This window comes from Flavobacterium yafengii, assembly GCF_030010375.1.
In the GTDB taxonomy this organism is placed as follows: domain Bacteria; phylum Bacteroidota; class Bacteroidia; order Flavobacteriales; family Flavobacteriaceae; genus Flavobacterium; species Flavobacterium yafengii.
This window is the reverse complement of the sequence record NZ_JASCRY010000003.1, coordinates 205,050-229,752: the sequence shown is the minus strand read 5'-3', so window position 1 is coordinate 229,752 and position 24,703 is coordinate 205,050. Positions and strand designations below refer to the sequence as shown.

Genomic DNA, 24,703 nt, shown 5'->3' with positions numbered 1-24,703 from the left:
CATGATAAAGAGGAGCAAGGCTGCATTATTTGCAGCCGCGGGGATGGTGTTGCCTATCGCCAGCCATGCACAGGGTCTGGCAGATGACATGAACAGTTTGCATAGCGTACTGGATCAATTATACGATGAGATGATGCCATTGTGCAGCAACCTGATGGGAGTTGGTCAGGGAATCGCCGGATTTGGAGCCATCTGGTATATCGCTTCCAGAGTTTGGAGGCATATTGCCAGCGCTGAACCAATCGATTTCTATCCGCTTTTCCGTCCATTTGTGATTGGATTCTGTATTATGATTTTCCCTTCGGTACTGGATATGATCAATGGTGTGATGAAACCTACTGTTACAGCAACCGCCTCGATGGTAGATGGTTCAAACAAGGCTATTGTACTACTGCTGCAACAAAAGGAAGAAGCGATTAAAGAGACCGATCCATGGAAAATGTATGTCGGAACAGCTGGAAGCGGCGACCGAGACAAATGGTACAAATACACGCATGAAGGTGCAGACCCATCTGACGAAGGGATTATGGAAGGAATAGGGAATGATGTCAAGTTTGCGATGTCAAAGGCGTCATTCAATTTTCGTAATTCAGTCAAGGAATGGATGAGTGAAGTATTGATGGTTCTTTTTGAAGCGGCCGCACTCTGTATTGATACGCTTCGGACTTTTCAACTAGTAGTACTTTCTATTTTGGGGCCGCTGGTTTTTGGTATATCCGTTTTTGATGGTTTTCAGCATACAATTACGGTGTGGCTGGCACGCTATATTAATATTTATCTATGGCTTCCGGTAGCCAATATTTTTGGCAGTATCATAGGAAAGATACAAGAAAAGATGCTACGACTTGATATCGGGCAGGTCAATGATTATGGGGACACTTTTTTTAGTAAAACAGATATGGCGTATCTGGTGTTTATGATTATAGGAATCGTTGGGTATTTTACTGTTCCTTCAGTCGCTAATTATATTGTCCACGCAGGCGGAGGTGGGGCTTTAGGTCAAAAAGTGACCAGTATCTTCAGTAATTCTACGAATTCGGCTGTTAATACTGCATCTGCTGGTGCAGGAATGGTCGTGGATGCTATGGGCAATGCTGCAGGGCGTACGTCTCAAAGCATGTCTGGATCCAGCAGTGCATCTCCTTACTTCAAAGACAAGGAGAGTTACATGAGCAATAAATTAAAAGGCAATTCTTAACCGCTAAAAAACCGCATTATGTTTAGCAAAATGAAAAATATTGATACCGCCTTTCGGCATGTTCGCGGCTTTACTATGCTGGTGGTTGGCGGGAGTATTATAATGAGCTGTTTTGCCCTTTATAAGAGTTTCAGTCTGGTATCACAAATGCAAAATAAGGTCTATATACTGGCTAATGGGAAAGCATTAGAAGCGTATGCTTCGGACAGAAAAGACAATATACCAGTTGAGGCAAGGGATCATGTGATGACCTTTCATAAGTTATTCTTTACCCTTGATCCAGATGATAAAGTAATAAGAACCAATGTTACCAAGGCACTTTACCTCGCAGACGACAGTGCAAAACGGATTTATGATGATTTGAAAGAGAACGGGTATTATTCCGGTATAATTTCAGGAAATATCAGTCAGACCATACAAGTGGACAGTGTTACTGTTGACATCAATAAATATCCGTACCATTTTCGATGTTATGCCACTCAAAATATTATCAGAACTACCAGTATTGCATACCGTAGCCTCATAACAGAAGGAAATCTTCGGAATGTTTCGCGAAGTGACAATAACCCGCACGGCTTTTTAGTAGAGCGATGGAGTACTATCGAGAATCGGGATTTGAGTACCGAAAATAGAAAATAATAAATCTACTGATTATGCTATTCTCATTTAAAAGAAACAATGAAAAAGTCTCCGATAAAACGGATTGCTTTAAGGGAAATCTGTTGCAGCAATTTGATGAAGCCAATCTTCGGCTACAATATAAGTGCGCGCACTGGCTGGAACGCAAAACAGCACATTTATCACGTAAAAGTTGGATTGTGATTCTGATCTGTTTTATTGTCTTTACGAGCGGTTGCAGTATTTATGTGATGATAGGCAGTTTTTCCGAAACAACAGCCAGTGTTATACCTATTACACCGTTTGCAAAATCAATAAATACTATGCGAACCGGTGATGAAAGGGACAAGATAAAAGTGTCAATCAGTAAAGCTGAATTTGAAAAAACTGTTCGCTTTCGTAAGTATATGGACAGTTTGGGTCGCAGCCCGACTGGAAAAAAATTGTAGGACAGTATCATGCAATATCGTCCTGGATTATTGGACAGTCTTACAATAGTAGAAAATTATTATCACTCACAATTTAAAAATTAAGATCATGGAAGAAAGAATGAAATCACTAAAAATGCTAAGACAGCGAAAGATACTTTTGGTAATGCCGCTATTGGTGCTGCCCTTTATCACTATTATGTTTTGGGCATTGGGCGGAGGAAAAATGAATGCTGCTAATGGGGCGTTAGTTGAAAAAGAAGGATTTAATATAAAGCTTCCGGATGCGAACCTGAAGGAAAGTATTGCGTTGGATAAAATGAATTACTATGAACAAGCAGCACTTGACTCTACTAAACTAGAGGAACTAATAAAAAAGGATCCAAACTATCTCAGCCAGTCTTTTCAAGGAGATTCAACAGAAACTGCCAATGACACTTCTTATAATCAGAGCAGTTCTAGAAAAGGCAGTAATGGCTTAAATACTTCTATGTATCGTGATCCCAACGAAGAAAAGTTTCATGAAAAGCTTGAAGCGCTTCAAAGAGCTATCAATAAGCCAATTGCGTCTCCAGCACAAAGCCCCGATTTTAATAACTACGCAAAGGGAAGTACTACCGAGGTACATTCAGAGGATGTTAACAAGTTGGAAGAAATGATGCAGTCTATGAATGGTCGGAGCGATGTGCAGGATCCTGAATTGAAGCAGCTCAGCGGGATGCTCGAAAGCATACTGGATATTCAGCATCCCGACAGGGTACAGGAAAAACTGAGAAAGGTTTCCGAAGCGCAGCGAGGACAGGTGTTTACCATCACTACTAAAACAAAGGAAGATATTATTTCTTCGTTGCAAATTACGCCAACAAATCCTGTTGATAGGCAGTCCAAAGGCAATGCCTTTTATTACTTAGAAGATCCAGCAAGTGCAGACTATAATCAAAATGCAGTAGCTGCTGTGATCCATGAAACACAGACTATTGTAAATGGGTCGACAGTAAAACTGAGGCTTGTCCATGCTGTTTTTATTAATGGGGTCAAGATTCCGAAGAATAATTTCTTGTTTGGAATAGCATCCTTAAAGGGAGAAAGACTCATTATGAAGATCAATAGCATCCGATATGACAACTCCTTATTTCCGGTTGACCTATCTGTTTATGATTTAGACGGGCTCAGTGGAATTTATATTCCGGGAGCAATTAACCGGGATGTTGCCAAAGCATCTGCAGACCGCTCCATGCAGACGCTCGGCGTCGCAACTCTTGATGATTCTTGGGGAGCACAAGCAGCCGGGGTAGGTATTGAGGCGGCTAAAACGCTGCTCAGTAAAAAAGTGAAGCTTGTTAAAGTGGTTGTAAAGGCGGGCTATCAGGTGTTACTTCATGATGAAAAGCAAAAACAAAAGGATTCCAATTAAAAACTAAAAATTATTAACTATGAAAAACTTCAATGTATTGGCTATGGTGTATTTACTCTTTACGATAGGCGCATTTGCGCAAACAAGTAAAAATCACCTAACGAAAATTGAACCGGATTCGTTGGCGATTGGGTATTCAAAAACAACAAATATTGTATTCCCATATGCCATTAAAAGTGTAGATCGGGGCAGTCAGGATGTACTTGTCCAGAAAGCGAAAGGACTAGAAAATATATTGCAGATTAAGGCTGCACAACAAGGGTTCATTCAAACGAACCTTACGGTGGTTACTGCCGATGGCAAACTGTATTCCTTTGTTCTCAATTATGATGAGCAATCACCACAATTGAATCTCTCCTTGAATGAGACAAAACAGGGAGGACAGGAAATTTATTTTTCATCCGAAAACAGGAACGAGCAGGAGGTAGAGCAATATTCCAAATTAGCTTTTTATGATAAGGGAAAGATACGAGGTGAAAAGGAAAACAAGTATGATATCAAATTTCAACTAAATGGAATTTTTATTCAAAATGATGTGATGTATTACAGGATATTGGTCGCAAACCACTCGAAAATAAATTATGATGTTGACCAGCTCCGCTTTTTTATTCGGGATAATAAAAAAGTAAAGCGAACCGCTTCACAGGAAATCGAAATTACGCCAATCTATATTCTTAATAATGTAGCTACAGTTGATGATGAATCAGAAAATACATTCGTGTTTGCCCTACCAAAATTTACGATTCCTGAGAAGAAATACCTTGCTATACAGCTCATGGAAAAGAATGGTGGAAGACATGTGGAATTGCAGGTGAAGAACAAAAAGCTTGTAAAGGTTACTGTATTACCCAAACTATAATTAATTATTAATCATTTAAATTAAATAGTCATGAACGATAAAAATTTTGAATACCTGCGCGATCAGGTAAAGTACAACGGTTTCGGTGAAGGATTAGAAAGTGAATTAAAGGAAAAAATGCAAAAGCAAACTCCTAGTTTCACATTGAACTACAACGCTCAATACGGTAAAGATAATGCGGTAGCAACTTTGAATTTTAAAAAATCGGATCAGAGCGATATGTATTTTTTTAATTCTTATAAGGTGGATTTGCATAAAGATAATTCTAAGGTATCATTGGAGCAGACCTTTTATATCAATAAAGGTAGCAATATTACCATGAAGGAAGCCTATAACCTTATGGAGGGAAGAGCAGTAAATAAGGATTTGACCAATAAAGAAGGTCAGGTTTATAATTCGTGGGTACAAATGGATTTTAAAGAAGCGGATAACAATGGAAATTTTAAGTTAAACCAATACCATCAGAATTATGGTTACGATCTGGAAGTGGCACTTTCTAAACATCCAATCAAGGAATTGGAAAATGCTAAATACAAAGAAGATTTGATGGATTCCATGAAAAAAGGAAACCTGCAATCTGCTACATTCTTAAAAGATGGAAATGAGGTGAAGCATTATATTGAAGCTAATCCCCAATTCAAAACAATCAATGTGTATGATGGCAATATGAAACGTATTGACAATCGTCAGACTAAAGATGAAAAAATATCTGAAGGACAAAGTCAGTCAATGAAACAGGATAAAAGACAAAGTCAAAGTGTTGATGACGATGGACCGGCAGTCCCCCAAGAAGCAAAAAAGAGAAAAAAAAAGCAGTCTAATTCAATTTAGGTTCTGATGGAAATATTAAAACCCTTATCCGATTTCTTTAAAGCAATAGAAAATGATTACCGTATTAGTATTACGCATATTGGTATTTATGTTGCACTATTGCAGTTTAGAGTGGATAAGGGTTTTGTTAATCCTATACAAGCGTATAGGTATGAGATTATGGATATAGCCAAAATTTCTTCCCCTAAAACATACTACAAATGTATGCGAGAATTAAACGAGTACGGTTATATCAAGTATGAGTCAACTCGTAAGAGAAATCAGGGGAGTACTATTTATTTTCCTTATTCTCTATCTGATTTAGAAGTTAAATTTCCAAAGTAATAATGCTATGAAAAAGTTAACAAATGAAGAACTTCCCGATGCAGTAGAAGCGTTATTTGGGAAGATGGAATGTATCGAGATATTGTTAAAAGAAAAGAATCACCTCTACAGCCGTAATGATAGGTCTAAAAACTATTTAGTAATAGAAAAATGTAGTTCAAGCTTCAATAAAAGTGATTTGGCACAATTCTTCTACCTTCTCATGGATGAGGCTGTTTTATTTTTTGATACTAAAAGTGAAAATTGCAATAGAAGTAAAATGCAGCAGTTTATTGAAGAAAACTTTACTTATAGTGGAGATGTGGGATTACAAGTTAGTATAGATACAATTAGCAAGCAATTCTCCGAATCCAAGGGATTTACCTATAGAGAAAAGCAGCTAAAATTTCTAGATAAAGTTATTTGTATTTTCCAAAACCGAAGGAAAAAACTAGCCTGTAGATAGTGCTTTTTTACTTCTATTATTCCAAAATAGATATTCAATCTTCATTCATTCTAAAAATTTGTCTCATGTCTAAACAAGGAAAAGAAAATAAATTTTCTTATATAGCGGCAATTAAGCAATTGTTGGATCCCTTATATACCCGATTAGAAAAAATAGATTGTAAGATTAGAGGTGAGAATGTAAAAAACTCACCGCGATATTACAGGAATGAGGATTTAAAGAAGCTATTTGGACTGTCGAATAATACCATCATTAAATACCGTCAGACCGGTATACTACCTTACACCAAACTTGGTGATATTTATTTATATGAGGCTACTAAAATTGAAAAAATACTCATCGAAAATGGACAATAAACAAGGAACTCTGAACCTGTTTCAGTTTAAAAACCAGTAAGCGCTTCTCTATTTATGATGAATGATTCAAAATTTAATAAACACAAAAAGGATTCCAATTGGAATCCTTTTTGTGTTTATTAAATTTTACTTAAGATTATGTGTGAATAGCTGATCAGCTATATTTTTGCTTTAGCTTTGACATATCCTCCATCACATTTACATCTAATACTTTTGCATAATGTTGCGTCTGCTTAATATTGGTATGGCCCATCATAGATGAAACATTTTCTATCCTTACGCCGTTTCCTAAAGTTACGGTGGTAGCAAATGTATGTCTGGCCACGTACCACGTAAGGTTTTTATCTATTCCACACAAATCAGCGATTTCCTTAAGATAAGCATTCATTTTTTGATTGGATATTTGAGGAATCAATCCAATTTGTAGATTTTTATATTTATTAATTATTTTCATAGTTGGAGGTAGGATAGGAACGTTTGCCCTAATTGCTGTTTTAGCCCTGTTAGTCATAATCCAAAAAGCATCATTGCTATCTTGGAATATATTAGTTGAGGTAAGATTTGAGGCGTCTACAGGTGCATATCCCGTATAGCAACTAAAAAGAAAAACATCCTTAACTCGCTCCAGGCGTTCAAATGAAAATTTCTTGTTTTCAATGCGATCTAATTCGTTTTGGGTAAGAAATACAGCATCCTTGATATTCAACTTGCCATCGTAAAGATCAAAAGGATTTTTATCGATCAATCCCATTCTGATACAATAATTACAGGATGTCTTATACATTCTCATATACTTTACCATCGAGTTGTTTTTGATACCAATTTTCCCTTTAAAATCACTTTCATATTTAAGATAAGATTCGAGATTATATATAAAGGCACTGGAAATCTCATTTGTTGGGAGATCTTCGATGCGGTATTGCTGTTTCATGAATTTTACAAGCAATTCTTTAGATCGTTCATATTTTTGGAATGAAGCTTTAGAACGTTCACCTGCATTTACTTTTTTTTCAAAGTACGTATTATGCTTTTCCAAGATTTCTACGATGCTTACTCCTTTGGTTTGAATTTTAGTTTTACCGTTAAACTCATTTTTAACCAATAACAATGAAATATCGGAGCTAACCTTAGCCATTTCATTAAATTTCTTTTCGATATTCAGTTGAAATAAGTCCAAACTATGTTTTAGTACTTTTTCTTTTTCAAGTTTAAGTACATTTCTTAGGTTTTTGGTAAACTGCCATCTTTCTTTTAAGATTGATTTACCGGTGGCCATTGTAATAGATTGTTGATTGTACGAGATACGTGCAAAAATTGGAGATTCTCCCTTCTTGTTAGCTTTTCCAGCTTTGAGATAAAAAATTACTTTTAACATAACTTCTTGTTTTTAAATTAATAATCAAATTGATTTAAAAACTTTGAGAGTTGCTAGTGTTGGTGGGGAATTCCCGGGGAATTCTTCCGATTTAGTGACCCTATTTTCTTTAAAAAGGCAGAAAACAAAATAGGGTCACCAATAGGGTCACTGTTCTTTGATGTTATATGTGTTTTTTGACACATTATAAAAAATGAAAAAGCCTTTAAATACTACTATTTAAAGGCTTTTGACTTTTAAAGTTTCTTTTGAAACCTTATGTGGCGGAGAAAGAGGGATTCGAACCCCCGGACCTGTTACAGTCAACAGTTTTCAAGACTGCCGCATTCGACCGCTCTGCCATTTCTCCAGCATGTCGCTTTCATTATCTGATTGCGAGTGCAAATATAAGAACCTTTTTTGGTTATGCAAATCTATTTTTAGAAAAAAAGCATCTATTTTTAGGACTAATTTTTAAAGGTTTCATTTTCTTTACTTTAGATGAAACTTATTTTTATAAAATAGTAATGAATAGTTTTAATACTTTACATATTCGGTTATTTCTAACCCGTATCCAATCATTCCTACTCGTTTTGTTCCCTCAGTATTGGATACTAATCTGATTTTTGAGATGTCAATATCATGTAATATTTGTGCTCCAATACCAAAATCTTTACTATCGATGATGATTTTTGGTGCTTTCATTACACCCTCACTTTGCAATAATTTGAGTTCAGCGATGCGATTCAATAAGTTTACGGATTGCATGTCCTGATTGATGAAAATAACAGCACCTTTTCCTTCCTCATTAATCACTTGGAACATATCATCTAATTGTTGATCCGCGTTATTGGTCAATGTGCCTAACAAATCATTATTCACCTGTGACGAATTGATTCTGGTTAAAATTGATTCTCCCAAATTCCAAGTTCCTTTGGTCAAAGCGATATGTATTTGTTTATTAGTTGTCTGTTGGTATGCTCTTAGTCTAAAAGTACCAAAACGGGTCTCAATGTTAAAATCGTCTTTTTTAACAATCAAACTATCATGTTGCATTCGATAGGCCACTAAAGCTTCAATGGAAACTAATTTCAAATCGAATTTTTTAGCTACTTCCACTAATTGTGGTAAACGGGCCATAGAACCATCCTCGTTCATAATTTCTACAATCACACCTGCTGATTTAAATCCAGCTAATCTTGCGAAATCTATAGCGGCTTCTGTATGCCCGGTTCTTCTTAATACACCACCTTGTTTTGCAATAAGAGGGAATATGTGTCCTGGACGTGCTAAATCATGCGGTTTAGTTTTAGAATCAACCAACGATAAAATTGTTTTTGCTCTATCTCCAGCTGATATTCCTGTAGTTACTCCATTACCTCTTAAATCTACCGAAACCGTAAAAGCGGTTTCCATAGGATCTGTATTATTAGTTACCATTACATGTAATCCCAATTCTTTGCACCGACTTTCTGTCAGTGGAGCACAAATCAATCCTCTACCGTGTGTAGCCATGAAATTAATCATTTCAGGTGTCACTTTTTCGGCCGCAGCCAAAAAATCTCCTTCATTTTCGCGGTCCTCATCGTCAACAACAATGATTATTTTTCCTTGGCGAATATCTTCTATCGCTTCTTCAATTGTGTTGAGTTGTATGTTATTTGTAACCATTTGTGTTGTTAATTTTGTGATGGTAGTATTTTTTTAATTATTTTTTGGAATGGAGCTAAAACAACATCCATGTTTATTAATCCGATGTCGTTTGTGGCTCTGTATGTTAATAAAACAGCTAATGGAGTCAGGATAAAAGAGGATAACCAAGCTCCCATAAAAGGAGTCATTCCGTTTTCCTGTGCAATTCTTTTTCCAAAAGTATTTATAAAGTGAAATGTAATAAAGATTAAAATTGCAAAAACAATTGGAAGTCCTAGACCACCTTTTCTGATGATTGCTCCCAATGGTGCTCCAATGAAAAACATTAGAAAACAAGCAAATACAATTACAAATTTATCGTAAAAAGCCAATAAATGTTTATTGATATTTTTTTGTTTATTGTCTAGTTCTGCTTTAGTGGTATCGATGGAGTAGGTTGTGCTGGCAAGATTACTGACCGCTATTTTTAAAATATCCGATTTTTGTTCTAAAGTATACAATGACAAAATATCTTTAGGAAGCGGTTTTCTTTTTGGTGCTTTCTCCAGTTTTTTATTTAAAGGAATACCAACTCGCATGTTGCTATTTTCAGAAAATGAAATAATGTCATTTTTTATGTTCTTGTTTAATGAATCCAATGTATATTTTAATTCATTAACAGTCAGCATTGTGTTCGTATTTGCCACACTTTCATCGGTTACATCGGTCTTGTTTAATTCAGATAAATCGATGTTGATGATGTGTTTTTTAAAGGAGCTTTTGGCAAAAGGCATTTTATTGCGATCTTCATATTTTTTTGGAACAATATCCTCGTAGTAATACCCGTCGTTTAGCACTAATTGTAAAATACTGGATTGTTCACTGCTGATTAACTCCCCATCTTTTGCTTTAATAACGGTTTTACTTCCGTCACCAATTCTAGATTTTTTGTGAATTGTTACACCAGTAAGAATGTTACCCTGTTCACCTGATTTCTTATTCACCTTAATATTGTAAAAACCCACATCGTTAAACTGACCTTCGGCTATTGCTAATGCCGGTTTTACCTGTGCAATATTTTTCCTGAAATTGATGAATTTGTATTCCGCATAAGGAATCACATTATTCGAAAAGAAAAAGGCAACAATACTTAATAAAACGATGAATACTGTCAAACTTCTCATGGCTCTTTGCAACGAAATCCCAGAAGATTTCATCGCTGCGAATTCATAATTCTCAGCTAAATTACCAAAGGTCATTATGGAAGCCAATAGTATAGAAAGAGGCAATACCAATGGTACAATTCGAGGCATGGAAAATGCCAGGAATTTAATAATCATTAATAAATCTAAATCTTTACCAGCCAATTCAGAGATGAATAACCAGACTGTTTGAAGTATAAAAATGAAAAATAGGATTACAAATACCGTAGTAAATGTAGTCAAGAATGTTTTTAATAAGTATTTGTCAAGAATTTTCACCGAATAGATTAATCTAATTTGTTGATGTAGTAATTTGGATATTTACTTTCCGCAAATGTAAATTGATTTTTTGACAAAGGTTGGTTGGTTTTGAAAGAATTAACCGTTAATGTTGTTTTTGTACCTTTTTTACCCACTTCTATTAAGTTATAAATGTGTTTTGTTTGGATATCAATCCCTAGTAATACTTCTTTTCTCTGATCTTTAGAATTGGTAGGAACTAATTTTATATACTGAATTTTTCGACCTTTTACGTTCTGTAAAATATCCATATTGTATTTGTAACCCGTATTGAAAAAAGTTAACATTTTTGAAGGTGTAATCGCATTATCGTCTTTTTCATTGACTTTAGAAATCGTAATTTCCTCATCTTCCGGAACAATAGTATATGTTTTTTTACCATCAAAAATTTTAGTCACCCCCATGAAATTCAATACATATTGATTTCCTTTCATAGTTACATTTCCTTTACTGTCCTGATTTATATTTTCTTTAGCATTATTCAAAGAATACTTGAAATCGATTACGATTGTATTGTAGCTTTTTACTTTAGCGGTAACTTGATCTAAAAGATCTTTTGCTTTTTTGTCTTGAGCTTGTATTGAGAAACTAAAAAATAATAATGCTGCAATTAAAAGAAATTTTTTGCCCATACTTTCTGAATTGTTTTTTTTAGATTCTTGAATTTTTGATTTCATGGTATTATTTGTTTTGTTCATTGTTGAAAAATTGATCAAGAGAACTCATGTCCAGAATGTTTACACTACGTGCTTTACTTCCTTCAAAAGGGCCTACAATCCCTGCAGCTTCGAGTTGATCAATCAATCGACCTGCTCTGTTGTAGCCTAATTTTAGTTTTCTTTGTAACAATGAAGCGGAGCCTTGTTGTGCATTTACAATTATTTCGGCAGCTTCTCTAAACAAAGTATCTCTATCGGAGATATCCATATCAAGATTAATGCCACTTTCCTCCCCAACGAACTCAGGAAGTAAATAAGCTGTTGCATATGCTTTTTGTGAACCAATAAAATCAGTAATTTTCTCCACTTCGGGAGTGTCGATAAAGGCACATTGTACCCGTACCACATCATTCCCGTTAGTGTAAAGCATATCACCACGTCCTATCAATTGATCTGCACCCTGAGTATCCAGAATGGTTCTTGAATCAATTTTTGAGGTAACTCTAAAAGCTATTCTCGCTGGGAAATTGGCTTTTATCAAACCTGTAATTACATTCACAGATGGTCTCTGTGTGGCGATAATTAAGTGAATTCCGATGGCTCGCGCCAGTTGTGCTAAACGAGCGATAGGAACTTCGACTTCTTTACCGGCAGTCATAATCAAATCTGCAAACTCATCCACTACAAGAACGATGTATGGTAAAAATCGGTGACCGTTTTCAGGATTCAGTTTTCGAGCTTTAAATTTATCGTTGTATTCTTTGATGTTACGCACCATGGCATCTTTCAATAAAGAATAACGGTTGTCCATTTCCACACAAAGGGAATTCAACGTATTGACCACTTTTGCATTATCCGTAATAATGGCGTCATCCATATCCGGAAGTTTCGCTAAATAATGTCTTTCAATTTTATTAAAAAGGGTCAGCTCTACTTTTTTAGGATCGACCAAAACAAACTTAACTTCGGCTGGATGTTTTTTGTACAAAAGAGAAGTCAGAACGGCATTCAATCCTACCGATTTTCCTTGTCCGGTAGCTCCCGCCATCAATAAGTGAGGCATTTTGGCTAAATCCACGACAAATGTTTCGTTCGAAATTGTTTTTCCAAGAGCGATTGGTAATTCCATTTCGGCTTCCTGAAATTTGGCAGAGCCAATAACACTTTTCATAGAAACCATCGTTGGATTCTTGTTAGGAACCTCGATTCCTATGGTTCCTTTTCCAGGAATAGGAGCAATGATACGAATTCCTAATGCCGAAAGTGATAACGCGATATCATCCTCTAAACTCTTGATTTTTGAAATACGAATTCCCGCTTCCGGTACAATTTCATATAACGTAACTGATGGTCCAACGGTCGCTTTTATCTGTGCAATTTCTATTTTGTAATTGCGAAGCGTATCGACAATTCTGTTTTTATTTTCTTCTAATTCTTCCTGATTGATGGTAATTCCTCCAGTCGAATATTCCTTTAGTAAATCAATCGTAGGGAATTTGTAATTGGATAAATCCAAAGTTGGATCAAATAATCCAAAATCAGCAACCAATCGAGAGGCAAGATTTTCTTCAATAATATCTTCTTCCGGAGCCGTTTCTATTACAAAAGAATCGTCAGCATTCGAAATAACTTCAGGAGCTGCCACTGGCGTAACTTGCATGGCAAGCGGTTTTACAACCGGATCTCTATTAATATCAGATGAATTGCTGATGGTAGGTTTCAACGCTTCTTTGTTAATCTCGAATTGCGATCCATTCGTTTTTAAATGAATATCATCCAGTTCGTCTTCAACAACAGCAAATTCTTCCAGATTATAACCACTTTTTCCATTATTTAATGGATTCGTGATGGGAACTGCTTTTATTTCTTTTTTGGTAGCATCAAAAAAAGACTGAATACTTTCTGGCGAAAGCTTGATTTTAAAAATTATGTAGATGATAAGTCCAAATAACAAGATCAATAATGTCCCTGTTTTCCCGATGTAATCCTGCAGGAATAAATTCAATTCATATCCAATAGTTCCTCCTAATTCAGGTGCTGAAGTGGCAAAAAATCCAAATAAAACCGATAAGATGATAATCACGAATAAATCCCAAAACCAAATATTCTTTAGCTTTCCTAAAGCAATACCAAGAATCATGTATATTCCAGTTAGGAAAAATAAACGCACAAATATAAATGCGGCAATTCCAAAACCTTTATAAACAAGTAAATCAGCTAAAAATGCGCCAAATTTCCCCAACCAATTGTGAACTATTTCGGCTCGATTCGTTAATTCTCCAACAGCGCTTTGATCTTGTTGACCGTATATGAAAAAGGAAATAAACGCAAATAATAAAGCTATTGAAAATAATACCAAAAGAGACCCAAAAACAATTTTGTGTTGTTTGGTGATTCTTAATGGATTATTCCCCTCAGCTTTAGTGTCGTTTTTTTTATCTAAAGGTGCTGTTTTTTTTATTTTTGCCATTCTTTATGCTACTATTATCTAAAGTAATATTGGGATATATATGATTAAACCGATTGCTATTGCTGTTAATGCAGCAAAAAATACTGCTCCTGCGGCAATATCTTTGATGAACCCAATTCTTTCATGATAATTAGGATGAATAAAATCAGCTACTTTTTCAATTGCTGTATTTAAACCTTCGATACTCATGACCAAACCAATGGCTAAAGTTTGAAAAAGCCATTCTGTTTTAGAGATGCCAAAATAAAACCCGGCAATGGTAATCAATATTCCTATTGAAAATTGTACCATAATACTGTGTTCTGTGGTAATCAATTTTACGGCACCCTTAAAAGCATAAGTGACGCTTTTTAATCTTCCGGTAAAGAAAGTATTATCTTTTTGAAATTCCATTCGGATGCTGTTAAAGTACCGCTAATGCAGCTTCGTAGTTTGGTTCATCAGCAATTTCAGCAACTTGTTCCGTATGTGTAATTGTTCCGTTTTCATCAACAACAATAATAACTCTTGAATGTAATCCAGCCAAAGGTCCGTCAGTAATTTCCAAACCATTTGTTTTACCAAAACTTCCTTCTGAAAAATCAGATAAGTTAACTACATTTTCAAGTCCTTCCGCACCACAAAAACGTTTTTGAGCAAATGGCAAATCTCTTGAAATACATAAAACAGTAGTATTCTCTAAAGTACTTGCACTTTCATTAAATCTTCTAACTGATGCTGCACAAGTTCCAGTATCAACACTTGGAAAAATATTTAGAACTAATTTTTTTCCAGCAAAGTCAGCTAGTGAAGTGTATGAAAGATCAGTTTTAACTAATTTAAAATCAGCGATTTTTGTTCCTACTTTTGGTAATTCCCCTGAAGTCTGTACTGGATTTCCCCCTAATGTTATTGAAGCCATAGTGTTTGTTTTTTAATGAGGTTCAAAAGTATGAAAATTATTTAAGAATTTGTCCTCAAATGTCGTGATAAGTTTACCATTTGGGTTCAAATTATCAACCGTAAGATTCCAATGTGTTGAATAAAAAAACGCACTCGTTGAGGAGTGCGTTTTAGAAATATTGAATTAAAAATTCCTTTATTTGTCGATAGAACCCAGAACACGTTTCATGAAAGTGTTTAAAGCTTCTTTTTTATCAGTTCCGGTTTTTACCAGTTTGTTAACTTCCAAAGCGCCGTACATATTAGAAATTAATTCCCCTATAACATCTAATTCTTCATCTTTCAATGACGAAATTTCAGTCATTGCTTCCAGAACTTCGATTGTTTCTATGATGTAATCTTCATCATTTTCTTCTATAAACTGCGTTAAATGCTTAATTACGGGTAATTTCATTTTTTTTGTTGTTTATTGGGTTATTCGTTGATATGTTTATTTGAAAAGGGAATCGTTAATTTTAAACGATTAACCGAATTAACGAATAACCAAATTAAACGATTTCGTTCACTAATTCAATTAACACTTCTTGTTTATTGGTTTGTGTTTCATTTACCAATTTACCATTTACAAAAGTGGCAAAAGTTGGTAAATTACTCACATTAGCTAATTTTCTAGATTCAGGAAAATTTTCAGCATCAACAAGAGCAAAAGTGATTGTTTCGTTTTCTGAAGCTAATTTTTTGAATTTGGGCTTCATAATTCGGCAATTTCCGCACCATGATGCCGAAAATTGAACGACTACTTTTTCGTCTTTTGCAATTAAATCCTGTAACGTATCTTCGGTTAATTCGATTAACATAGTTTTATTTTTTTGAGGTTCTAAGCTACTAAGTATCTAAGTTTTAATCCTTAGAACCTTAGTAGCTTAGTCTCTTTGATTTATTAGTTTAAACTTAAGTATTCAGCAGTACTTTTTCTGTCAGCACTCATAGCTTCTTTTCCAGCTTCCCAGTTTGCAGGACAAACTTCTCCTTTTTCTTGAATGTGTGTATAAGCATCAACCATACGTAAATATTCATTTACATTACGACCTAATGGCATATCGTTTACACTTTCGTGGAAAATTTTTCCAGTTTCATCTATAAGGTAAGTTGCTCTGTAAGTAACATTAGAACCTTCAATAATTATAGAATCAGTATCTTCACTGTAGCTAGTTGATTCAACATCAAGGATTCCTAAAATATTAGATAAGTTTCTGTTTGTGTCAGCAAGAATTGGGTACGTAACACCTTCAATTCCACCATTATTTTTTGCAGTATTTAACCAAGCAAAATGTACTTCGTTAGTATCACAAGAAGCACCTATAACAATTGTATTTCTTTTTTCGAATTCTGGTAAAGCTGCTTGAAAAGCATGCAATTCAGTTGGGCAAACGAATGTAAAATCTTTTGGGTACCAAAACAAAAGTACTTTTTTGTTGTTATTTACAGCTTCTTCGAAAATGTTGATTTTTAAATTATCACCCATTTCAGAGATAGCGTCTACTGCAATACTTGGAAATTTTTTACCTACTAATGACATTTTATTTACTTTTTTAGTTATTTTTTTGATGGTGCAAAAGTAGTTATACTAAAAGTAAATTGAAATAGTATTTGATTATAAATGTTTATTTCAAAATAGGGAATTGCTATACTATGATTTTTAAACGATTTAAACTATTAATTACAAGTAGTTAACCTCTACAGGCAGAGTTCCTTCGCATTTTGTGTTTTCCAAAAGTTGCTCTGCAGCGGCTTCTTGAAATTCTGGAAAATCTTGATAGATTTCTATAATTCCCAATGCATGCTCCAGATTAGGAATAACTTGTAGGGCATACGGATTTCCAAAAACATACAAAACACATTTTTTGATGGTCAATAAGTTGCCTAAAAAGTGAAGTACGGAGTTTTTAATATCAAAATTATTTAAAGGTTTTGCCTTTGGAACAAATAAAGAAATGACTAGCGTGTCAAATCTATTTAATTTTTTTTCTAATTCATTCAGAACGGATTCACCTCCAGTTTCATAACTAAATTCTGGTGATGGCAATGCATTAGTCAAGCTTTTAAAAAACACATTATCAGTGTTTTTGTAAATACTGATTTTGGCTAGATCTTCTCTATTTTTAGCATCAAAAACAGTAATGGTATTGTGAGTGTCTTTTATTTTTGTAATGCAGTTTTGAGCAATTTTCAGGTTTAATTTGGAAGTAGTTTCAAAATTAAAATGGTTTGTTGAAGTATCTGACAGACTAAGGTTTCCGTCAAGAATTCCTGCTTTTTGTTTGCATTTCCAGATGCGTTGAAAACTGGCTTCAATTCGCTCCGGAGTTGCATTTTTTAGGATTTCCTGAATTCCTTCTGGAACATTTTCGGCGAAACATAAGACATCATTTCCAGCATTGAAAGCTTCCCATTCCAGTTGTCCTTTTTTGTCGTACAATTTAGAAACGCTGTGCATGTTCAACGCATCCGAAATTACTAATCCATCATAGCCTAATTGCTTGCGCAAAAGTGTTTCGATCACGGATTTTGATAACGTTGCCGAAGTATCTTTTCCTTCGTTTAAAGCGGGAACGGCCAAATGACCAATCATAATTGAATCGACATTATTCTCGATTCCTTTTATAAATGGAACTAGTTCATTGGCTAGTAATTCTTCCAATGTTTCTTTTAAAACCGGTAATCCTAAATGTGAATCAACATTGGTATTTCCGTGTCCGGGAAAATGTTTGAGGCATCCTAAAATCCCGACATCATTCATTCCTCTGAGATATTCCAGAGCAAAATCAGCTACTTTCTCTTTGTTTTGACCAAAAGAACGGTACCCAATTACCGGATTATTCGGGTTGTTATTGATGTCCGCCAATGGCGCTAAATTATAATGAATCCCAACCGATTTTAAGTCTAGACCTATTTGTTTCCCTACTTCGTAAACCAAATGTTTTTCACTTTCCGGCAAAGCGCCAAGTGTTATGGCATATGGATATTGAGGTGTTTTTTCGACGCGCATGGCTAATCCCCATTCGGCATCAATACTCATTAATAATGGAGTTGTAGCACAATTTTGGTACCTGACGATGAGTTCCTTTAAACGCTGAAAGCTATCATCATTTAAAACTACTTTTTTCTTGGTTTCATAATTGGTTGCTGCGCTGGCTCTACTGTGAAAAAAAGTCAATCCGCCTATGTTGTACTCTTTGATTAATCGTTCGGTAGCCTGAATGTTTTCTTCAGTATCATTGATAAAAACGGCTGGGAAGAAAAATTGTCCTATTTTTTGTTCTAATGTCATTAGTTAGAATTTTATGCTTTTATGGTACGCAGATAAAACGGATTCGCTATCACGAAAACGCGGATAAAAACGGATTTTTTAAAACTGTTTTTATTGGTTTAACGAAAGTACTTTTTGTATTTGTTTAAATTTTAATCTTTAAGTATCTGTTTTTATCCGTGTCTTTACGAAGTAAATCCGTGTTGTCCTGCTATTACATCATTCGGTTTTCTTTCCAAAATCGGCTGGAAAAATCAAAAAGCGAGATAAAATTAATCCTGGAATGGTTGCCAAAAACACCCAAATAAAGAAATTTCCATACCCCAGATATTCTTGGATATAACCACTCAACATTCCTGGAAGCATCATTCCTAAAGCCATAAATCCGGTTGCGATAGAGTAGTGGGACGTTTTAGATTCCCCATCGGCAACATAAATTAAATACATCATGAAAGCGGCAAAACCAAAACCATAACCAAATTGTTCCGCGATTACCGTCGCATAAATATAGAAAACGGAGCCAGGGTGAAAATGAGATAATAAAATGAATCCTATTATGGGCAAGTGCATCGCTAAAATCATGGGTAACATCCATTTTCCTAATCCATCTCTAGAAATGACAATCCCGCCCAAAATCCCGCCAACAGTAAGTGAAATTACTCCAAAAGTTCCATAAATCACACCAACATCTTGTGTGGTTAAACCCATACCGCCTGCAGTTATTGGGTCGATTAAAAAAGGAGTCAGCATTTTTAATAGTTGTGATTCCCCTAATCTGAATAACAGAATGAAAGCCAAAACTAAACCAATTTGTTTCTTTTGAAAAAAAGTAGCGAAAACGGCTCCGAAACTCTTACTTGGAACGGATTCTGTTTTTGTTTCTATGATTTTTGGTTCCATTTTTGGAGTCGAAAAATAATTATAAATTGTAATTACAGTCATAATTATTCCTACAACTACCATCGTATACGACCAAGCTTTTTGTTTATCGCCATATTCTTGTTCCAAATAACCGGCAATAACCACGATTAATCCGTTTCCGGTAAGCATGGAAAGTCTGTAAAAAGTACTTCTGATTCCAAGGAAAAAGGATTGTTGGTCTTTTTCTAAAGCCAACATATAAAATCCATCACTCGCCACGTCATTAGAAGCCGATGCAAATGCGGCAACCCAAAAAACAGCTAAACTGATAACGAAAAAATTACTCAAAGGAATCGTTAAACCCACAATCAAAAAAGCTAGTGAAATGAGCAATTGCATACTTAAGAACCACTTTCTCTTAGTAGAATAAAGATCAATAAACGGACTCCATAACGGTTTAATTACCCAAGGTAAATACAGTAAACTGGTATAAATCCCAATATCCTCATTGTTGATTCCGAGGTTTTTATACATGATTACTGATACCGAAATAATGATGGCATAAGGCAATCCGGAAGTAAAGTTTAAAACGGGAATCCAATACCAAGGGCTATTGTCTGTTTTCATTTTTAGCGTATTAGATTCGATTAAATTTTATAGCGTAAAGTTTACTAAAGTTGGGTCACTTTCATTACCATAAAAATCAATGAATGTAATGGCGCAGGTTGTATTTTTGTCTAATTTATACGTTGGAATTACAACTTCAACCGTATCAATATTGTCTTTAAATGCTATTTTATCAATAATTTGACTTGGATCGTTGACGTCAATTTTTGAATTGAATTTTGCGCCATAGATCATAACATAACGCACTTTGCTATATAAAGGATAAGTAACATTAAATCTTGATGAAATAGGGTTTGTCAAAATATTATTCGCAGTGGGTACGATAGCCATTTTTTTTATGGAATTTGGTACCACAGTAGGAAGAGCCGGATATTTGTATTGGTTTTCTGTTAGTAATTTAGTCACACTTTGATTTTTGTTCAAAAATGATTTAGCACTAAAAAAAGCATTTCCCTGAATGTTTTTGTAGGATCTTGTAATGTCTATTTGATTCGGAATTTCATTTGGATTATTCCATCTTTTATCAGAATCCGTATTGATTTTATACGTTCCGTTTCCAATGTAGACTGCGGTATTTGTTGAATTTTCAGACCACCAACGCAATAGTTTTGAATAGGAAGCTTTAGGATGATCCATGCTCCAGTACAATTGCGGAACAAGGTAATCAATCCATTTGTTTTGCATCCAAGCTAACGGATCAGCGAATAAATCATCATAATTAGTTTGCCCAGCCTCTGTTTCTGAACCTTTTGGATCCACAGATTTATTTCTCCAAACCCCAAACGGGCTGATACCAAATTGTACCCACGGTTTGATGTTTTTAATAGAAACTGAAACATCTTTCACAAAAGTATTCACATTCGAACGTCTCCAATCGGCTATACTCATTCCGTTTCCATATTTTTTGAAAGAATCCGTATCGTTAAATACTTCTCCTTTTATTCTGTACGGATAAAAATAGTCATCAAAATGTATGGCATCAATGTCATAATTTTGAACCACTTCTTCGACAACGGTCAATAAATGTTTTTGAACTTCGGGTAATGCGGGATTGTAATAATATTTCCCCCCGTATTTAATCATCCATTCTGGATACTTAAAATAGTCATGTTCCGGACTTAAAAGTGCTGTATTGTAATCCATTGTAGCACGATATGGATTTAACCAGGCATGAAACTCAAATCCACGGGCATGAGTCTCAGCAATCATCCAAGCTAGTGTATCAAAATAAGGTTTTGGAGCTTGTCCTTCTTTCCCGGTCAAAAAACGAGACCAAGGCGCTAATTTTGTGGGATAAAAAGCATCACCAACACTTCGAATCTGAACAATTACGGCATTATAATTTAGTTTTTTATAGGTGTCTAAAATCTCAATATAATCCGCTTTTTGTTTGGCAACATTATCGGTACTGGTTTTTGGCCAGTCGATATTTACCACGGTAGCAATCCAAACGGCTCTAAATTCATTTTTTGGATTTGTTGCCAATGCTTGTGCGTTACCATTCCAAAAAGAAAATAAAAGTAATGCAATAAGCAAAAGGGTGTGCTTGTAATTTTTCATTAGAGTCTTGTTTATAAAGTATTCAAAAATAGTTTTTTTAGTGAAATTTACCAGTTAAAATGGTTTTAAAATTTGACTTATTTTAGCAGCGCAATTTCTTTGCCAATTTTTTCTAAATCCGTTTGAATGCACTTTCTGACAAACAATAATAAGGATTTGAATATTTTCAATTTTTCTTATTTGATTTTTCAACTTATAATAAGGTATATATTTATATTTGTGAAAATAATAGTAATTTACTCCACTAAATGTCAATCACGCCACAATTACAACAATTATCTCAATCATTAGAAGGAACACTTTTATATGATGATCTCTATAAAACATTGTATGCCACAGATGCTTCCGCGTATCGAATTATGCCAGTTGCTGTAGCGATTCCAAAATCAGAGGAAGATATAGTCAAAATTATTCGCTTTGCAGCAAAAAATAAGATTTCAATCACGCCCAGAACTGCCGGAACTTCCTTAGCTGGTCAAACAGTAGGGAATGGAATAATTGTGGATGTTTCGAAACATTTTACTAAGATTGTCGCTTTTGATTCCATAAAAAAAACGATTACAGTACAGCCGGGAGTAATTCGGGATGAACTGAATTTATATTTAAAAGAACACGGATTGTTTTTTGGTCCCAATACTTCGACCTCAAATCGATGTATGATAGGAGGAATGGTAGGTAATAATTCATCGGGAACTACATCGATACGTTATGGCGTAACCCGAGATAAAATAGTGGAAATTAAAGCGGTTTTGAGTGATGGAAGTTCAGCAGTATTTCAAGAAATGACTTCGGCTGAATTCATTGAAAAAACAAAAGGAAACACGCTCGAAAATTCTATTTATAAGACCATTTATGAGGAACTTTCGAATACAGAAAACCAAAAAGAGATTATAAAGGAATTTCCAAAACCTGAAATCCATAGACGAAATACGGGTTATGCAATTGATTTATTATTAAAATCAGAACTTTTTGGAGGAACAGAAAATACTATAAATCTAGGGAAATTACTTTGCGGAAGCGAAGGAACGCTGGCTTTTACCACGGAAATTACGCTGAAAGTGGACGATTTGCCTCCAATAAATAATGTTATGGTGGTGGCTCATTTTCATACCATTCAGGAAAGTTTAGAAGCTGTAGTTACTGCGATGAAGCATCATTTGTATACCTGTGAAATGATGGATGACACCATTCTGAATTGTACTAAAACCAATAGAGAACAAGCCAAAAACAGATTTTTTATTCAAGGTGAACCAAAAGCGGTTATTATGCTCGAAGTGGCGTCGCATCATAGTATGGAAGATGCCGAATCACAAGCCAACGCTTTGATTGCAGATTTGGAAAGAAATAATTTCGGATATGCTTTACCAAAAATTTATGGAGCTGATATTGATAAAATAAATGAGTTGAGAAAAGCGGGACTTGGGCTTTTAGGAAGTATTGTAGGCGATGATAAAGCAGCTGATTCTATTGAAGATACCGCTGTTGAGTTGAGTGATTTGCCGAATTATATTGCCGAGTTCTCCGCCATGATGGAACGTCATGGGCAGAGCGCCATTTATTATGCACATGCCGGAGCCGGAGAAATTCACTTGCGACCGGTTTTAAATTTGAAAACAAAAGAAGGGCTGCATCAATTTAGAAATATTGCTACCGAAGTGGCTATTTTGGTCAAAAAATATAGAGGTTCGCTGAGCGGGGAACATGGAGATGGAATAGTGCGTGGCGAGTTTTTGCCTTTTATGATAGGAGATCAGAATTATGAATTGTTGAAAAGAATCAAACACGCTTTTGATCCCAACACCATTCTGAACGTGGGAAAAATTGTAAACGCTTTCAAAATGGATGAAAACCTGAGGGTGGAAGCGGGGAGAGTGGAACCGGAAATACAAACGATTCAGGATTTTTCAGATAGTATGGGGATTTTGCGTGCCGCAGAGAAATGCAACGGTTCGGGCGATTGCAGAAAATTACCTTCGGCCGGTGGGACTTTGTGTCCAAGTTACCGCGCTACCCGAAATGAACAAGATACGACTCGTGCCAGAGCTAATGCGCTGAGAGAATATCTGACGCATTCAGAAAAAGACAATAAGTTCGATCATGAAGAATTATATAAGGTATTTGAATTGTGTGTGAGCTGTAAAGCCTGCGCCAGCGAATGTCCTAGTAATGTGGATGTCGCTGCATTGAAATCAGAGTTTTTGTACCACTATCAAAAAGCAAATGGATTTTCATGGCGAAATAAAGTATTTGCTTTCAATGCGAAACTGAATGGACTAGGAAGTATAACTCCAAGGTTTACGAATTTTATGGTGAACTTGCCTTTGGTGAAAAAAAGTATGGGAATTGCTCCAAAAAGAGAAGTGCCACTTTTGGCTCCAAAGACGTTTCGAAAATGGTACGAGAAAAATTGGAATCAGGATCCAAGTGATTCTTTTGTAAACGGAAAAGTATGTTTGTTTTGTGATGAATTTACTAATTTCTATGATGTTTCAGTTGGAATTGATGCGTACGAGTTATTGACAACATTAGGATATGAAGTAATTCTGGTGGATCATGAAGAAAGTGGAAGAGCTTTTATTTCTAAAGGTTTTCTCGAAGAAGCAAAAGCAATTGCAAATATAAATGTAGCCATTTTTGCGAATTATATTACTGCAGATTGTCCGTTGATAGGAATCGAACCTTCGGCAATACTGACATTTAGAGACGAATATATTCGATTGGCTGACGATACAGAAAGTGCCAAAAAATTAGCCAAAAACGTATTTACGATTGAGGAGTTTTTCAAAAATGAGATTACTTTGGGTAAAATTCATTCAGAGCAATTTTCTGAGGAGGAAAAAACAATAAAAATTCACGGACATTGCCACCAAAAGTCATTGAGTACCATTGAAGCGACTTTTGCGATGTTGAATGTATCTAAAAATAGTTCGGTTACGATTTATAATTCGGGATGTTGCGGTATGGCAGGTTCTTTTGGATATGAAAAAGAACATTATGAAATCAGTATGCAAATGGGAGAAGATACGTTATTTCCTAAAATTAGAGCAACTGATGCGACGGTAGCTATTGCTGCAGCAGGAACCAGTTGTCGCCACCAGATTTTTGACGGAACGAGTAGAAAGGCGTTGCATCCGGTGACAATTTTAAGAAGTTGTTTGAAATAATCAGCAAACCAGAATGCGTTTTCAAGGAAACAGAAAATCTTTTTTCTATTTCAATGGATTTTCTTTTTTAAGGTTTAAATTGTTTTATTTGACTTTTTTAATCTAAAAATAAATCATTTTAAACATTTTGAAAAATAATAAAAAAAAATAGTTGGAGAAACGGCATTAGTTCAATTTGTTTTATACTTTTGATTTTTGAAGATTATTTG

23 protein-coding genes and 1 tRNA gene are annotated in these 24,703 nt (G+C 35.1%); 10 read left to right on the top strand and 14 right to left on the bottom strand.

Translation table 11 applies throughout. The features are described from left to right. Position 1 precedes the first annotated feature (1 nt). The 9 genes from traJ to QLS97_RS11315 all read left to right on the top strand — a co-directional run bounded on the left by traJ (position 2) and on the right by QLS97_RS11315 (position 6,473). Positions 2-1,198: a conjugative transposon protein TraJ gene (gene traJ, locus QLS97_RS11355; protein ID WP_345956947.1), complete on the top strand. Its 1,197-nt coding sequence runs from the start codon at positions 2-4 to the stop codon at positions 1,196-1,198. Positions 1,199-1,216: 18 nt separating this feature from the next. After that, entirely contained in the window at positions 1,217-1,837 is a 621-nt protein-coding gene (traK, locus tag QLS97_RS11350; RefSeq protein ID WP_282716771.1) for a conjugative transposon protein TraK, read from the top strand. 14 nt (positions 1,838-1,851) lie between these two features. Next, complete coding sequence (locus QLS97_RS11345) at positions 1,852-2,265, top strand: hypothetical protein (RefSeq protein WP_282716769.1); 414 nt, start codon at positions 1,852-1,854, stop codon at positions 2,263-2,265. 88 nt (positions 2,266-2,353) lie between these two features. Further along, complete coding sequence (gene traM / locus QLS97_RS11340; RefSeq protein ID WP_282716768.1) at positions 2,354-3,658, top strand: conjugative transposon protein TraM; 1,305 nt, start codon at positions 2,354-2,356, stop codon at positions 3,656-3,658. 19 nt (positions 3,659-3,677) lie between these two features. After that, positions 3,678-4,517 carry a conjugative transposon protein TraN gene (traN, locus tag QLS97_RS11335; protein ID WP_282716766.1) on the top strand — a complete coding sequence of 280 codons (840 nt, stop codon included), beginning with the start codon at positions 3,678-3,680 and terminating at the stop codon, positions 4,515-4,517. A 30-nt stretch (positions 4,518-4,547) separates the two neighbouring features. Then, positions 4,548-5,348, top strand: coding sequence for a hypothetical protein (locus QLS97_RS11330; RefSeq protein ID WP_282716764.1), 801 nt, complete (start codon positions 4,548-4,550; stop codon positions 5,346-5,348). Between the two features lie 6 nt (positions 5,349-5,354). Continuing rightward, on the top strand, positions 5,355-5,672 hold the full coding sequence (locus QLS97_RS11325; RefSeq protein ID WP_282716762.1) for a hypothetical protein: 318 nt from the start codon (positions 5,355-5,357) through the stop codon (positions 5,670-5,672). Between the two features lie 7 nt (positions 5,673-5,679). After that, positions 5,680-6,117 carry a hypothetical protein gene (locus QLS97_RS11320; protein WP_282716761.1) on the top strand — a complete coding sequence of 146 codons (438 nt, stop codon included), beginning with the start codon at positions 5,680-5,682 and terminating at the stop codon, positions 6,115-6,117. A 65-nt stretch (positions 6,118-6,182) separates the two neighbouring features. After that, entirely contained in the window at positions 6,183-6,473 is a 291-nt protein-coding gene (locus tag QLS97_RS11315; protein WP_282716759.1) for a MerR family transcriptional regulator, read from the top strand. A 154-nt stretch (positions 6,474-6,627) separates the two neighbouring features. Here the strand turns inward: QLS97_RS11315 and QLS97_RS11310 are convergent, their stop codons facing one another. The 14 genes from QLS97_RS11310 to QLS97_RS11245 all read right to left on the bottom strand — a co-directional run bounded on the left by QLS97_RS11310 (position 6,628) and on the right by QLS97_RS11245 (position 21,330). Then, complete coding sequence (locus QLS97_RS11310; RefSeq protein WP_282716757.1) at positions 6,628-7,848, bottom strand: site-specific integrase; 1,221 nt, start codon at positions 7,846-7,848, stop codon at positions 6,628-6,630. Between the two features lie 261 nt (positions 7,849-8,109). Beyond that, a tRNA-Ser gene (locus QLS97_RS11305) sits at positions 8,110-8,197 on the bottom strand. A gap of 167 nt (positions 8,198-8,364) precedes the next feature. Then, positions 8,365-9,498 carry a 3,4-dihydroxy-2-butanone-4-phosphate synthase gene (gene ribB / locus QLS97_RS11300; RefSeq protein ID WP_282716755.1) on the bottom strand — a complete coding sequence of 378 codons (1,134 nt, stop codon included), beginning with the start codon at positions 9,496-9,498 and terminating at the stop codon, positions 8,365-8,367. 8 nt (positions 9,499-9,506) lie between these two features. Continuing rightward, positions 9,507-10,940 carry an LptF/LptG family permease gene (locus QLS97_RS11295; RefSeq protein ID WP_282716753.1) on the bottom strand — a complete coding sequence of 478 codons (1,434 nt, stop codon included), beginning with the start codon at positions 10,938-10,940 and terminating at the stop codon, positions 9,507-9,509. Positions 10,941-10,948: 8 nt separating this feature from the next. Further along, positions 10,949-11,638: an outer membrane lipoprotein periplasmic chaperone LolA1 gene (gene lolA1 / locus QLS97_RS11290; protein WP_282716751.1), complete on the bottom strand. Its 690-nt coding sequence runs from the start codon at positions 11,636-11,638 to the stop codon at positions 10,949-10,951. 4 nt (positions 11,639-11,642) lie between these two features. Then, a complete protein-coding gene (locus tag QLS97_RS11285; protein ID WP_282716750.1) occupies positions 11,643-14,090 on the bottom strand; it encodes a DNA translocase FtsK in 2,448 nt (815 codons plus the stop codon). 18 nt (positions 14,091-14,108) lie between these two features. Continuing rightward, positions 14,109-14,483 carry a diacylglycerol kinase family protein gene (locus QLS97_RS11280; protein WP_282716749.1) on the bottom strand — a complete coding sequence of 125 codons (375 nt, stop codon included), beginning with the start codon at positions 14,481-14,483 and terminating at the stop codon, positions 14,109-14,111. 10 nt (positions 14,484-14,493) lie between these two features. Next, complete coding sequence (gene tpx / locus QLS97_RS11275) at positions 14,494-14,991, bottom strand: thiol peroxidase (protein WP_099715179.1); 498 nt, start codon at positions 14,989-14,991, stop codon at positions 14,494-14,496. 177 nt (positions 14,992-15,168) lie between these two features. Beyond that, positions 15,169-15,426 (bottom strand): DUF6952 family protein, encoded by a 258-nt coding sequence (locus tag QLS97_RS11270; RefSeq protein WP_091172168.1) that lies wholly within the window; start codon positions 15,424-15,426, stop codon positions 15,169-15,171. 94 nt (positions 15,427-15,520) lie between these two features. Then, positions 15,521-15,829: a thioredoxin family protein gene (locus QLS97_RS11265; RefSeq protein ID WP_091172170.1), complete on the bottom strand. Its 309-nt coding sequence runs from the start codon at positions 15,827-15,829 to the stop codon at positions 15,521-15,523. An 83-nt stretch (positions 15,830-15,912) separates the two neighbouring features. Then, positions 15,913-16,551 carry a peroxiredoxin gene (locus QLS97_RS11260; RefSeq protein ID WP_282716747.1) on the bottom strand — a complete coding sequence of 213 codons (639 nt, stop codon included), beginning with the start codon at positions 16,549-16,551 and terminating at the stop codon, positions 15,913-15,915. A 141-nt stretch (positions 16,552-16,692) separates the two neighbouring features. Next, on the bottom strand, positions 16,693-18,303 hold the full coding sequence (locus tag QLS97_RS11255; RefSeq protein ID WP_282716745.1) for a glycoside hydrolase family 3 protein: 1,611 nt from the start codon (positions 18,301-18,303) through the stop codon (positions 16,693-16,695). A 198-nt stretch (positions 18,304-18,501) separates the two neighbouring features. Next, positions 18,502-19,770, bottom strand: a complete 1,269-nt coding sequence (locus QLS97_RS11250) for an AmpG family muropeptide MFS transporter (RefSeq protein WP_282716744.1) — start codon at positions 19,768-19,770, stop codon at positions 18,502-18,504. Between the two features lie 27 nt (positions 19,771-19,797). Next, positions 19,798-21,330 carry a glycoside hydrolase family 10-like protein gene (locus QLS97_RS11245; RefSeq protein ID WP_282716743.1) on the bottom strand — a complete coding sequence of 511 codons (1,533 nt, stop codon included), beginning with the start codon at positions 21,328-21,330 and terminating at the stop codon, positions 19,798-19,800. A 248-nt stretch (positions 21,331-21,578) separates the two neighbouring features. Here QLS97_RS11245 and QLS97_RS11240 point away from each other — a divergent pair, with 248 nt between their 5' ends. Beyond that, positions 21,579-24,494, top strand: coding sequence for an FAD-binding and (Fe-S)-binding domain-containing protein (locus QLS97_RS11240; RefSeq protein WP_282716742.1), 2,916 nt, complete (start codon positions 21,579-21,581; stop codon positions 24,492-24,494). The last annotated feature ends 209 nt before the right edge of the window (positions 24,495-24,703 follow it).

Bases quoted from the DNA above. Each gene is read 5' to 3' on its own strand.
- QLS97_RS11280 (WP_282716749.1), bottom strand. From the start codon at position 14,483: ATGGAATTTCAAAAAGATAATACTTTCTTTACCGGAAGATTAAAAAGC.
- QLS97_RS11325 (WP_282716762.1), top strand. From the start codon at position 5,355: ATGGAAATATTAAAACCCTTATCCGATTTCTTTAAAGCAATAGAAAAT.
- QLS97_RS11240 (WP_282716742.1), top strand. From the start codon at position 21,579: ATGTCAATCACGCCACAATTACAACAATTATCTCAATCATTAGAAGGA.
- QLS97_RS11270 (WP_091172168.1), bottom strand. From the start codon at position 15,426: ATGAAATTACCCGTAATTAAGCATTTAACGCAGTTTATAGAAGAAAAT.
- traN (WP_282716766.1), top strand. From the start codon at position 3,678: ATGAAAAACTTCAATGTATTGGCTATGGTGTATTTACTCTTTACGATA.
- traJ (WP_345956947.1), top strand. From the start codon at position 2: ATGATAAAGAGGAGCAAGGCTGCATTATTTGCAGCCGCGGGGATGGTG.
- QLS97_RS11245 (WP_282716743.1), bottom strand. From the start codon at position 21,330: ATGAAAAATTACAAGCACACCCTTTTGCTTATTGCATTACTTTTATTT.
- lolA1 (WP_282716751.1), bottom strand. From the start codon at position 11,638: ATGAAATCAAAAATTCAAGAATCTAAAAAAAACAATTCAGAAAGTATG.
- traM (WP_282716768.1), top strand. From the start codon at position 2,354: ATGGAAGAAAGAATGAAATCACTAAAAATGCTAAGACAGCGAAAGATA.
- QLS97_RS11345 (WP_282716769.1), top strand. From the start codon at position 1,852: ATGCTATTCTCATTTAAAAGAAACAATGAAAAAGTCTCCGATAAAACG.
- QLS97_RS11265 (WP_091172170.1), bottom strand. From the start codon at position 15,829: ATGTTAATCGAATTAACCGAAGATACGTTACAGGATTTAATTGCAAAA.
- QLS97_RS11250 (WP_282716744.1), bottom strand. From the start codon at position 19,770: ATGAAAACAGACAATAGCCCTTGGTATTGGATTCCCGTTTTAAACTTT.
- tpx (WP_099715179.1), bottom strand. From the start codon at position 14,991: ATGGCTTCAATAACATTAGGGGGAAATCCAGTACAGACTTCAGGGGAA.
- ribB (WP_282716755.1), bottom strand. From the start codon at position 9,498: ATGGTTACAAATAACATACAACTCAACACAATTGAAGAAGCGATAGAA.
- QLS97_RS11315 (WP_282716759.1), top strand. From the start codon at position 6,183: ATGTCTAAACAAGGAAAAGAAAATAAATTTTCTTATATAGCGGCAATT.
- traK (WP_282716771.1), top strand. From the start codon at position 1,217: ATGTTTAGCAAAATGAAAAATATTGATACCGCCTTTCGGCATGTTCGC.
- QLS97_RS11285 (WP_282716750.1), bottom strand. From the start codon at position 14,090: ATGGCAAAAATAAAAAAAACAGCACCTTTAGATAAAAAAAACGACACT.
- QLS97_RS11310 (WP_282716757.1), bottom strand. From the start codon at position 7,848: ATGTTAAAAGTAATTTTTTATCTCAAAGCTGGAAAAGCTAACAAGAAG.
- QLS97_RS11260 (WP_282716747.1), bottom strand. From the start codon at position 16,551: ATGTCATTAGTAGGTAAAAAATTTCCAAGTATTGCAGTAGACGCTATC.
- QLS97_RS11255 (WP_282716745.1), bottom strand. From the start codon at position 18,303: ATGACATTAGAACAAAAAATAGGACAATTTTTCTTCCCAGCCGTTTTT.
- QLS97_RS11330 (WP_282716764.1), top strand. From the start codon at position 4,548: ATGAACGATAAAAATTTTGAATACCTGCGCGATCAGGTAAAGTACAAC.
- QLS97_RS11320 (WP_282716761.1), top strand. From the start codon at position 5,680: ATGAAAAAGTTAACAAATGAAGAACTTCCCGATGCAGTAGAAGCGTTA.